Annotated in this window: 7 protein-coding genes; all 7 read right to left on the bottom strand. The window is 57.2% G+C overall.

The window, feature by feature from the left end:
- Positions 1 to 22: 22 nt before the first annotated feature.
- Positions 23 to 1,021, bottom strand: coding sequence for a glycoside hydrolase family 130 protein (locus ACQ4N8_RS01590; RefSeq protein WP_430702554.1), 999 nt, complete (start codon positions 1,019 to 1,021; stop codon positions 23 to 25).
- 144 nt (positions 1,022 to 1,165) lie between these two features.
- Entirely contained in the window at positions 1,166 to 2,485 is a 1,320-nt protein-coding gene (locus tag ACQ4N8_RS01585) for a glycoside hydrolase family 125 protein (protein WP_430702553.1), read from the bottom strand.
- Positions 2,486 to 2,675: 190 nt separating this feature from the next.
- Entirely contained in the window at positions 2,676 to 5,780 is a 3,105-nt protein-coding gene (locus ACQ4N8_RS01580; RefSeq protein WP_430702552.1) for an alpha-mannosidase, read from the bottom strand.
- A gap of 5 nt (positions 5,781 to 5,785) precedes the next feature.
- Positions 5,786 to 8,083: a glycoside hydrolase family 3 N-terminal domain-containing protein gene (locus ACQ4N8_RS01575; RefSeq protein ID WP_430702551.1), complete on the bottom strand. Its 2,298-nt coding sequence runs from the start codon at positions 8,081 to 8,083 to the stop codon at positions 5,786 to 5,788.
- 303 nt (positions 8,084 to 8,386) lie between these two features.
- Positions 8,387 to 9,304, bottom strand: coding sequence for a carbohydrate ABC transporter permease (locus ACQ4N8_RS01570; RefSeq protein WP_430702550.1), 918 nt, complete (start codon positions 9,302 to 9,304; stop codon positions 8,387 to 8,389).
- A 24-nt stretch (positions 9,305 to 9,328) separates the two neighbouring features.
- A complete protein-coding gene (locus tag ACQ4N8_RS01565; protein ID WP_430702549.1) occupies positions 9,329 to 10,258 on the bottom strand; it encodes an ABC transporter permease in 930 nt (309 codons plus the stop codon).
- 81 nt (positions 10,259 to 10,339) lie between these two features.
- Entirely contained in the window at positions 10,340 to 11,836 is a 1,497-nt protein-coding gene (locus tag ACQ4N8_RS01560; protein ID WP_430702548.1) for an ABC transporter substrate-binding protein, read from the bottom strand.
- Positions 11,837 to 11,900 lie beyond the last annotated feature (64 nt).

The raw sequence follows: 11,900 nt of genomic DNA, 5'->3' as shown, positions 1-11,900 counted from the left end.
TCGCTTTCTGTGGCAGATCGGCTTACGCTTCCGCCTCCAAAGGATATTCCTCCATGTACTTCAGCAGCTCGTCCACGGTCGTAAACGCCAAGCCGGTGACCGTGTCGGCGCAGCCGTAGTAGATGGCGATCCGTCCGGTTTCGGCGTCGGTCAACGCCGCGCACGGGAAGGTCACGTTCGGCACGTCGCCGACTAATTCGTACAGCTCTTCCGGGCCGAGGATATAGTTGCGCGACCGCGCTTTAACGATCCACGGCTTGTCGATGTCCAGCAGGGCGCAGCCCATGCGGTACACGAATCCGTTGCAGGTGTTGATGACGCCGTGGTAAATCAGCAGCCAGCCTTGGTCGGTTTCGATCGGAACCGGCCCCGGGCCGATTTTTTTCGATTGCCAAGCGGAAGCGTCGCCGCCTACCGTCCCCATCACATAGCGGTGTTTGCCCCAGAACGTCAGGTCCGGGCTCACGCTGTAGAAAATATCGCCGAACGGCGTATGGCCGGTGTCGCTCGGGCGGCTAAGCATCGCGTAGTAATCCCCGATTTTGCGCGGGAACAGCACGCCGTTGCGGTTGTAAGGCAAAAAGGCGTTTTCCAGCTGATGGAACGTTTTGAAGTCGGTCGTGTACGCAATTCCGATGGTTGGGCCATGGTAGCCGTTGCACCAGGTGATGTAGTAGCGGTCGCCGATTTTGCAGACGCGCGGGTCATAGCGGTATTCGCGTTTGATGACTTCTTCATCGCCTTCAAAGACGATCGGGTCATGGTTGATGTTCCAATTCACGCCATCGTCGCTGAAACCGGCAAAGATGTCCATGCTGACCGACCGGGAATCGCAGCGGAATACGCCGGCAAATCCGCCTTCGAAAGGCACGACCGCGGAGTTGAACACGCTGTTGGAGTTCGGGATCGCGTGGCGCTCGATGATCGGGTTTTGCGAGTAACGCCAGACCGGCGCGTTCAGACCGGCCGGTTTGTCTTGCCAAGGGATGTTTTTCAGGGCTTCGCCGATAATTTTGCTCATGGGACTCTCTCCTTTGAGTATAAAAATGATTTGCCGGATATAAGGCCGGTTCCGATAATCCGGACCCTAGGGGCAGGCTGCAAGCAGAGCGGCATGCGCATGCATTGCCAAGCCGCGTTCGAAACCGCTAACCCCCGGCGGAACTTACAAAATGCCTTCCTTCATCGCCTTGTACACCAGCTGCGAGAACAGGCTGTTCGACCAGGCGAACCATTTGCGCGTGAACGTGTTCGGGTCGTCGGCATGGAAACCTTCGTGCATGAAGCCGGTACCGGCATCGGTCGATTCCAGCATCGCGATCATTTCCAGCTTTTCTTCCTTCGTTTGCGCCGTGATGCCCTGCATCGACAACGCCATATGCCAGATGTAATCTTCCGGCGTATGCGGGCTGCCGATGCCTTTGGCGGCCTTGCCTTCGAAATAGAACGGGTTCTCTTTGCTTAACGCAAACCGCCGGGTATTTTGATAAATCGGATCGTCCGCGCTAACGTAGCCCAGATACGGAATGGACATCAAGCCCGGCGTACCGGCGTCGTCCATCAGACAGTAGTTGCCGAAGCCGTCGGTCTCGTAAGCGTAGATCGGGCCGAATTCCGGGTGGCGGTAAATGCCGTACAGCTTGATGCCGTGGTCGACCTCGAACTCCAATTCCTTCAACTCGGCCAGGAAATCCATGTCGCGGAACACCCACTCGGCAAATTCCTGCATTTGGCGCAGCGCCACGACGGCGAACATGTTGCCCGGAACGTTGTAGTGGAAATCGCAGGCATCGTCGCTGGAGCGGAAGCCGGACCAGATCATGCCAGTGTAGTTCACCGGCATGCCAAGGCCGCCGTTGCGCAAGGAATCCGTCGGAATCCCGTTGTTGCGGGTAAACCGGTAAGGCGATTGCTCGAAGTGATGCTGCTCGGTTTTGAACAAATCGTAGATTTTCCGCATCGCGGCTTTGAAGCCGGCATCGAAAATATCGGTCCGCTCGGTTTCCTTCCAATACGTGTAGGCCAGGCGGACGACGAAACACAAGGAGTCGATTTCGAATTTACGCTCCCAGACCCACGGCGACATTTCGGTCACGTCGGTGGTATTCCAGTGCCAGTCGTTGGCCGATTCGTTAAACGCGTTCGCGTAAGGATCGATATGGACGTATTCGATATGGCGCTTGATCAAGCCGCTGATGATGCGCTGCAAGTCGGGATCGTTTTTGGCGAACGGTACGTAGTGGATGACTTGCTCCACCGAGTCGCGCAGCCAGGAGGCCGGAATGTCACCGGTGATGACGAAGGTCGTTCCGTCGTCCATCAGCTTCGTGGTCGTTTCCAGCGTGTTCGGAAAACAGTTCTTGAACAGCTGCAGCAGTTTCGGACGGTGCGCCAGTTTCGTTTCGGCTTCGGCCAGGACGTCCTGGACCGCTTGCGGAAGTTCCAGCGCCGGCATCGGTATTTTCGGGAGTCTAAATTGTTCCATGGACTATCGTCTCGCTCCTTTAGGTTTACTGGTATAAGTTGGACTTAGGATTGTACGGATGGAGCAGTTGGGGCAACTGTACTTCGTCCCAGCGCACAACCCCATAGATTAGATTAGTGGGAAATCGGCTGGTTCTACTAAAATTAACGAGACTTTTCTCCAGCTACTTCGGCGCTAGCTTCCCCTAACGTTACTTTATTTTCAGCGTCTTAATCTCATACGGGGCAAAATCGAGCCCGATCCGTCCTCCATCCGCCTCCAAAGGCTCCAACTCCTGTTCCAAGGCGTTGGAAAGGAACGCGCCGGAGTACGGCCGGTTCCAGTTCAGCGCAACGCGCTCGCGTCCGCCGGCGGATTCGTACAGCCGCAGGATCACGCCGTCGCCGTCCTCGGCCGGCTTGACCGTGTCGAGCACGACATGCTCGCCGGTAAAGCCAAGCAGCGCATGCGTGGAAGGCAGCGAGCCTTCATGGGCTTCGGCCGTCTGCACCGCCGGCGCGTGATTCAGCTCCGCCGCGGCGCGCACCGTATGGGCCGTTTGCCAATCCCCTTGGTGCGGATACAAGGAATACGTGAATTCATGCTCGCCCAGATCGGCGGTCACGTCCGGCCATTTCGGCGCCCGCAGCAGCGACAGGCGAATCGCGCTGCCCTGGACGTCGTAGCCGTATTTGCAGTCGTTCAACAGGCTGACGCCGTAGCCGCGTTCGGAAACGTCGGCAAAGCGGTGCCCGCACACTTCGAATTGCGCCTGCTCCCAGCTCGTGTTGCGATGCGTCGGGCGTTCCAGCGCACCGAACGGAATTTCGTAGGTCGCTTTGTCCGTAACGACGTCGATCGGGAAGCCGACCTTCAGCAGCTTGTGGGCTTCGTTCCAGTTGACCTTCGTTTGGAAATCGATCCGCTTATCGTGATGATACAGAATCAAGTCCTGCGTTATTTCCGACTGGCCGAGGCTCCAGCGGAAGCGCAGCACGTCCTTGACCGGACCGCTTGCCGCCAGGCCGCTTTCCAGCAGCGTTGCCGCGCCGGCCGGCTGCTGCTCGTAACGGGGGTCGATATCCCAGGCGTCCCACAGCGTCGGACGGTCGTGATAGAAATGGAACCGGTTGGCCGTTTCGCCCGGCTTTACGATCTCCCGGTCGGCAGCCTTATCCCAAAGGCTTACGATCTCGCCGCGTTCGTTAAACTTCAAGCGGTAAAACGCCGTCTCCCACTCGCCGTCGAACGCTTGGTTTCCGGCAGGGGAATTCGCCGTTCCAGCCGCTTCTTGGCGCAGCCAAATCGTCTTGTAGCCAAACGCCGGAACTTCGGGCACGCGAACCCAGGCTGCCGTATCGCCGCCCAGATCCGTCTGGACGTCCAGCGCAAGCCGCGTTCCGTGCTCATCGTAAGCGGCGATGCCGCTGCGGAAGGCTTGATCGCGAAGGGCAACGACCGCATCGCGGGACCAACCCAGACTGTTGAACACGACGTAAGGCGTGCCTTCGCCCGCAGTCGCCGCCTGCCCGGCCAAAGCCGCCAAGCCCTGCCGCAGTCCGTCGCGGCCTTTATCGAAAATCTCGGCATATTCCTTCGCCGACGTTTCGTAGGCTTCGGTAATCGCCGATCCCGGGATGATGTCGTGGAACTGGTTCAGCAGGATCAGCTTCCAACCGTCCCGAAGCTCCGCTTGGACCTCGCCTTGTCGCTCGGCCGGTATGGCCGGAGCGGCCAGCGCGTTCCAGACCTCCGCTTCGCGGTACAGGATCTCGGCCTGCCGGTTGCTGCGCTTGTTGCGCCCGTGGGTCGTATACGTCCCGCGGTGCAGCTCCAGGTACAAATCGCCGTGCCAAGCCGGCAGCTTCGGCTGCGCCGCTTCGATTCCGGCAAAAAACTCCGCCGCCGTGCCGTATTCGCTGGACGGTTGACCGACCATCAGCTCGGCGCGGTTAATGTATTCCAGCATTTCGCGGGTTACGCCGCCGCCGCCGTCGCCATGCCCATATAGCAGCATTTGCTCCGGGTGCGCGGCTTTCTGGCGGTAAGACTGCCAGTGATCGTGCACGTCCTTCGGCAGCGTATTCTCGTTGACCCCGTGGTTCAAATAAGACAACATCGGCGTCCCGTCGATGCCGACCCAGTGGAACAGATCGTACGGGAATACGTTGGTGTCGTTCCAGCCCAGCTTGGTCGTCATAAAATAGCGGATGCCGCCGTGCCGCAAAATCTGCGGCAGCGATGCGCAATAGCCGAACGTATCCGGCAGCCACTCGATCTCCGAGGTTTGCCCAAATTCATCCTGATAGAAGCGTTGCCCGTACAGCATCTGCCGCATCAGCGATTCCCCGCTCGGCAGGTTCAAATCCGGCTCGACCCACATACCGCCGACCAATTCCCAACGGCCTTCCTTGATTCTCGCCTTCACCCGCTCGTACAACTCGGGATCGTTGTCCTTCAAATAAGCGAACAGCTGCGGCTGGCTTTGTGCGTAGCGATACTCCGGATACTCGCGCATCAACGCGTCGACCGTCGAGAACGTCCGGCTCGTCTTGCGTACCGTCTCCCGGGTCGGCCACAACCAGGCGATGTCGATATGCGATTGGCCGACCATGCGGATCAAGCCTTCGGCATTGCCGCCGATCGCCTTGACCCGCTCGGCGAGCCGCCGCTCGATCTCCGCAATCGCGCCGCCCGCGCGGATTGCCTCGCCGTCCAGCGCCACGAACCCGTCCATGGCGGCGTACAGCGCCTCGATCAGCCGGGTGCGCCGGAAATCCTGCTCCGGCAGCAGCACCGCAGAGTCGCGAACGACCGTCGCCGTATACAACAAGCTCTGGACCGGCCGGTTGACCAGCACGAGCCGGCTATCGACCCGCGCGATCGGCGGCTGAATGACAGCCTGTTGGTTCAGCGGGTCGACCGGCTCCGGAATCGGATCATACAGTTCGATTTCCAGGGACAGCGGACCGCCTCCCTGCTCTTGCGGCAAGGTCACGAAGGTATGGTTGCGGTCCAGCCCTTGAGCCGATCTGCCGTTGATGCGCAGCAGTCCTTCGCCGCCCGAGGCAAACACGAGTCCGGCCTGCCCGCCCTGCCAGCGGTTCGGGATTTCCAGCTTCGTTCTGAAGAAATACGTCGTTCCCTGCGTGCTCGGAAACCGTTCCAACGCCTGGCCTTCCGGGTATTCCGTTTCCTCCGTGTACTTCCCGGGAACCTGATAGGTGGAAGTCGTGATCTCCCAACCGCGCAGCTCGATCTGATCGAGCCATTGCGCCTCCGACAGCTCCCGGATAAAACGTCTGATCCGTTCCATGTATATTAACCCTCCCGCACAACGAAATTGGCGCCCAGCGTCTCATTCACATTCTTGCCGACATGTACCCGGAAATCCCCGGGCTCCACGATCGGTCGGTAGGCCTGTCCGATGTACTGCAGTTGCTCCGGTCCCAGGGTAAACTCCACCACCTGCGATTCGCCGGGCTGCAAAAACACCTTGCGGAAGCCCTTCAGCTCTTTCGCCGGCCGCGTCACCGTGCTGGCCACATCGGTCAAATACAGCTGCACCACTTCCGCGCCGGCCCGTTCGCCGGTGTTGGTTACTTCTACCTTAACCTGGACCTCGCCGTTCTTCCCGATGCTCCCGGGCGTGACGGCCAGGTTGGCGTAGCCGAACTCGGTATAGCTGAGTCCGAAGCCAAACGGATAACGCGGCTGGGAATCGGCCTCCAGGTATCTTTTGCCCCGCGAACGTTTCCCGTGATAGTACACCGGCAGCTGTCCGACATGCTTCGGAATGGAGACCGTCAGGCGCCCGGACGGATTAACGTCGCCGAACAGGATGTCCGCCACCGCGTGTCCGCCCTCCTGGCCCGGGTACCAAGCTTCCAGGATCGCGTCCGCGTGCTCGTCGATCCACGGTTCGGCGATCGGACGACCGTTGATATAGACCACTACCAGCGGTTTACCCAATTTATGAACCTCCTGAATCAGCTCCAACTGCACGCCGGACAAGCCGAGGGACATTCGGTCGATACCTTCGCCGCAGTCCATGTCGCTCTCCGCATTGCCGGTCACTTTCGAGGCGCCGGTTCGCAGATCGATGCTGCCTTCGCCGAAGTCCCGCGCGCTCGAGCCGCCGACGACCATCACCACGGCGTCCGCTTGCTCCGCGCACGATACGGCGAAGTCGAACCCTTCCCGGGAATCGCCTTTGATCCGGCAGCCCGGAGCATACAGCACCCGTTCCGGCGCGTCGGCCAGCTTGCTGCGGATGCCGCCGAGCACGGTCGTCACCTTGGACCGCGGCTGCGGCGAAGTATAGTCGCCGAGCTGGTTGTAGCCGGCGTCCGCGTTCGGGCCGATGACGGCAATTTTGCCGGCCGAAGACGATAGCGGCAGCACGCTCCCTTCATTCTTCAGCAGCACGATGCCTTCGCCGGCCAACCGCCGCGCCAGCTCCACATGTTCCGCGCTGCCGATCACCCGCTCGGCCCGCTCCGGGTCGGCGTACGGCGCTTCGAACAGGCCCAGCCGGAATTTCAGCGTCAATACGCGGCGCACCGCGCGGTCGAGCACTTCCTCCTCCAACTGGCCGGAGCGGACCGCCTCCACGAGATGCTTGCCGAACATTTCGCCGGACATCTCCATATCGATGCCGGCGCGGATCGCTTGAATCGCCGCGTCCCGGCCGTCTTCCGCCACGTCGTGCCCGGATGCCAGCATGTCGATCGCGCCGCAATCGGTGATCACCATGCCGTCGAAGCCCCACTCGCCGCGAAGGATGCCGTCCAGCAGTTCCTCGTTGGTGGTGCAGGGCACGCCGTCGATTTCGTTGTAAGCCGGCATGATCGAAGCCGCTCCCGCTTGCACCGCCTTGCGGAACGGTTCCAGGTCGACCTCCAGCAGCTCGCGCCGCCCCATATGCACCGGACCGGCATTGCGGCCGCCTTCGGAGCTGCCGTAGCCGACGAAATGCTTGAGCGTGACGGCCACGCTGCCCTCTCCGTCCAAGCGATCCCCCTGCAGCCCTTCGACCGAAGCCACGGCCATTTCGCCGATCAGATAGGCGTCCTCGCCGAAGCACTCTTCGGTCCGGCCCCAGCGGGGGTCGCGGACGACGTCGAGGACCGGAGAATAGGTGACCGCGCCGCCTTGGCTGCGGGTCTCCCGGCCCACCGCCCGGCACATCTCGCGGTACAGCTCCACGTTCCAGGTGCTGCCGAGCGACAGCGGCACCGGAAACACGGTCGCGCCGATCGCCATATGGCCGTGCGAGCATTCCTCCCCGATCAGGATCGGGATGCCGAGCCGCGAGTTTTCGATCGCGTAACGCTGAATCGCATTCACCGCTTCCGCGCCCTCGCGCGGCGACAACCCGGTTTCGAGCGTCACGCCGGTCCACGGGTCGGCCCGAAGCACGCCGTAGAGCGACCCGACGCCGCCCTGCGCTACCTGCTGTTTGAAGCGATCCGCCAGTGTGATCTCTCCGTTTATATGCTCATAGGTCTGCCAGCCGAACGGCTGGACCAGCTGGCCGGCCTTCTCTTCCAAAGTCATCAGTCCGAGCAAATGCTCCACTCGTTCCGGGATGGGTTTCGTGCTGTCCTTGTATAGCAACGTCTCCACCTCGCTCCATTGATAATAAATTCAGTTCATAAGTTGAATACCGTTCAAAAAGTCGGCTTTTCAGCACCGAAGCGTATGCTTCCGATGTGCGTTTTTTCCAAACGCTTTAGGTCGGATGAAGCTAGGGACGTCAGTAGCGCAGCGTAGCCGGAGGCTACGTGAGCAACTGAAATGTTTCCGCAGGAAACATGCTTCGGAAGCATCTGCTATGCCCGGCTGAATTCAAGATTCGATGTCGATTAAGCTTCATAAGCTACTTCGTGATGGAAAGATGACTTTTTGAACAACCTCTTATTATTCTTTGACGGCGCCTACCGTAAGTCCTTGTACGAAATACCGTTGGAAGAACGGATAAGCAAAAATAATTGGCAGCGTCGCGAGTACGACCATCGCCATCCGGGACGTATCCTGCGGAATGGACGACAGGGCCTGCAAGCTCAGCGAGCTGTTCTGCGAGTTTTGCTGAATGAACGCGATGCTGGATTCGATCCGCATCAGCATCGACTGCAGCGGCACCAAGTTCGGATTGTCGATGTATAGCAAAGCGTTAAACCAATCGTTCCAGTAGCCCAGCGTACTGAACAGGCCGATGGTGGCCAACCCGGGCAGCGACAGCGGCAATACGATGCGCAGGAAGATATAGAAATCGCCCGCGCCGTCGATCCGTGCCGATTCGATGATGGCCTCGGGAACACTCGTACTATAAAACGTCCGTAAAATCATGATATAAAATGCATTCATCGCCAAAGGCAAAATCAATGCCCATAGCGAATCCTTCAACCCCATGAGTTGGGAAACCACCATATAAGTCGGGATCATGCCGCCGTTAAACAGCATAGTGATAATTGCAAATACCGAGAAAAATCTCCGGTAACGGAAGCTTTTCCGCGAGATGGCGTAGGCATAAAGCGCGATCATCGCCAAGCTAATCAAGGTGCCTACGAGGGTCACCACAATCGTCACGCCGTAAGAGCGAAGCAACGAGTCGCCGCTCTCGAACACGAAACGGTAGGCCTCCAGGCTCCATTTGGCGGGAAACAACCGATATCCGTCCGTAGCCAAAGTTTTTTCATCCGTGAAGGAAATGATCACGACGAATAAGAAGGGAAACACGCACATAAACGAGAAAATGCCTGCAATCAGGTGCAAAACGGTGTTCCACCCGCGAGAGACATTATGGAAATCCTTACTTTTATTGGTAATCTCAGCCATACTCTGACACTCCTTTCAGCTGTTTTAGAATAAGGCGCTGTCTTTATCAATTTTGCGCACGATGAAGTTGGATACCATAACAAGAATGAAACCTACTACCGATTGATAAAGGCCGGCCGCCGTACTCATGCCGATTTCCCCGGTCGTTTTCAAACCGCGGTATACGTAAGTGTCGATAACGTTGGTCACCTGATATAGCGTGCCCGAATCTCTTGGCACTTGATAGAACAGACCGAAGTCGGCATAGAAGATCCGCCCTACGGCAAGCAGCGTCATAATGATAATAATCGGAGAGAGCAACGGAACCGTAATGTTGCGAACTTGCTGCCATTTGCTGGCGCCGTCGATCATTGCCGCCTCGTAAAGCGACTTGTCGATGCCCATAATGGAAGCCAGGTATACTACGCTGTTGTAGCCGATCGTTTTCCATAGATTGACGAAAATCAAGATATACGGCCAATACTTCGACTCCGAATACCAGTTGATCCGTTCAACGCCAAACCAGTCCAGAACCTGGTTCAGCATCCCCCGATCCATGCTCAGGAAGCTGAACGCGAAATAACCAACGATAACCCAGGATAGGAAATAAGGCAGGAACATCCCGGTTTGATACACCTTAGCCATCGTCTTGCCGACAATCTGGGACAGCAAAATCGCCATAGCCACAGAAAGAACAAGTCCGATGAAAATAAAAGCAATGTTGTACAACAACGTGTTACGGGTAATGGTAAAAGCATCGTCGGTGCTGAACAGGAACTTGAAGTTGTCCCAACCCACCCATTCGCTCTGCGAAATACTGGCCCAGAAGCCGCCACGATTGAAGCGGTATTGCTTGAACGCCGTGATCGTACCGACCAGAGGAAGGTAAGAGAAAAAGAAGAACCAGACGGCACCCGGCAACACCATAAATAACATGACTTTGTTCTTGAGCAGGTTTTTAAAAAATGCAGCCATGATGTTCCCTCCTGTCAATCATAATGAAAAAGGATCGGGCGCATTAAATCACCCGCCCGATCCTTTGTCTTTCTTAAATTATTACTTGTTGTTCTCAGCTCTCCAGGCGTCGAGCTGAGCTTGGGCTTCAGCAATGACCTTGTCAAGGCCAGCCTCTTTGAATTTTTCGATCGCTTTCGGCAAGTAGGATGCAGGATCCACCGTACCGGTCATCAGCGAAGACCAGAACTGTTCTTTGACGTTTTGCACGGCAGCCATTTCGGTAGCTACTTTCGTGCTGTCGAAGTTGAAGCTCAGGATTGGCGAATCAACGCCTTCTGCGTTAAACTTCTTGAATTCATCCCATTTGTTGTCTGGATCGTTCGGGTTCAGGAAGAGCAGCATGTTGTTGCCCAGGGAATACGATGGCATGTCATAGTTTTTCGACTCGGCCAGGTTTTCGAGATGGGTGTCGTCCAGCTTCTTGTAGTGAACACCTTCGATACCGGAGTCGACCATGTTGCGCAATACCGGATCGGTGTTCAGCAGGTTCAGGAATTCCATCGCTTTCTCCGGATGCTCGGAGTTGGCGGAAATGGCCATGATCGAACCTTGCACCGAAGTATTCGTAACGATCGCGTCGCTTGCCGGCGTGGATACGACAGGATATCCGTAGCTTGCCGACCAGAGATTGTCAGCCAGCGGCTGGGTTTGCGCGCGGTCCATGAACCATTGGCCGGAGGTCATCAGGTCGCTGGTGGAACCGGTCGTCGCGGCTTCAGGAGCCACATAACCCGCTTGATAGTATTTGCGCATCAAGTTCAGGGCTTCTTTCATTTCCGGCGTTTCCAGAATGTTAACGACTTTGTAGTCCGTCGTGTCAAGCTTTACGGCCATCGGCAGGTTTTGGATAATGTAATCGTAAGGCACGTAAGGCACGTAGTTTTTATCCATAGCGAATGGCGTTACGCCCGGTTCGCTTTCCTTGATCGTTTTCAAGAGCGGTTCGATGCTGTCCAAAGTACGGATGCCCGAAATGTCAAACTTGTACTTGTCCACCAAGTTTTTGTTGAAGCGCCATACCTCTTGTTGCGGGAGTTCTTTGTTGGCCGGAATGCCGTAGTTGTGTCCGTCGACTTTGGAGCCTTCCAGGAAAGCCGGGTCGATGGTGTTTTTCAGGTCTTTACCGTATTGCTCAAGCAGTCCGTCGAGCTCGGCAAACGCGCCTTTTCTGGCGTTTTGCACGTAGTCGAAACCGCCGGCGGAGGTGAAGATGATGTCCATCGGTTCGCCGGAAGCGACGTTCACTTGCATCTTCTGGGTGTAGTCGCCCCAGTCGATCATTTTCATGGTGATGGTTGCGTTGATTTTTTCTTTGGTATACTTGCTGACTTCTTCCATAACGCGATCCACGTCTTTTTGCGGCGTCCCGATCGTGTACCAAATCAGGTTAACCGGTTCTTCCGAACCTCCCGCTGCTGCCGAGCCGTTGTTCCCTTCGGCCGCATTGTTTTTGCTGCCGCCGCAAGCGCTCAGTACAAGCACCAGGGCCATCAGAGTGGCGAGTACGAAAGAGAAACTTCTTTTACTTTTACTCATGCTGATCCTCCCTTTTGTAGTTCTGTATGAATTCGTTTAACTAACTTAACCTTACCGGATGAAA

This window comes from Paenibacillus macerans (genome assembly GCF_050565405.1).
Classification (GTDB): domain Bacteria; phylum Bacillota; class Bacilli; order Paenibacillales; family Paenibacillaceae; genus Fontibacillus; species Fontibacillus macerans_B.
The sequence above is the reverse complement of the archived record's forward strand: the minus strand, read 5'-3'. Positions and strand labels throughout refer to the sequence as shown.

Excerpts from the sequence above, each read along its gene's own strand:
- ACQ4N8_RS01590 (WP_430702554.1), bottom strand. The coding sequence starts at position 1,021 with ATGAGCAAAATTATCGGCGAAGCCCTGAAAAACATCCCTTGGCAAGAC.
- ACQ4N8_RS01585 (WP_430702553.1), bottom strand. The coding sequence starts at position 2,485 with ATGGAACAATTTAGACTCCCGAAAATACCGATGCCGGCGCTGGAACTT.
- ACQ4N8_RS01580 (WP_430702552.1), bottom strand. The coding sequence starts at position 5,780 with ATGGAACGGATCAGACGTTTTATCCGGGAGCTGTCGGAGGCGCAATGG.
- ACQ4N8_RS01570 (WP_430702550.1), bottom strand. The coding sequence starts at position 9,304 with ATGGCTGAGATTACCAATAAAAGTAAGGATTTCCATAATGTCTCTCGC.
- ACQ4N8_RS01565 (WP_430702549.1), bottom strand. The coding sequence starts at position 10,258 with ATGGCTGCATTTTTTAAAAACCTGCTCAAGAACAAAGTCATGTTATTT.
- ACQ4N8_RS01560 (WP_430702548.1), bottom strand. The coding sequence starts at position 11,836 with ATGAGTAAAAGTAAAAGAAGTTTCTCTTTCGTACTCGCCACTCTGATG.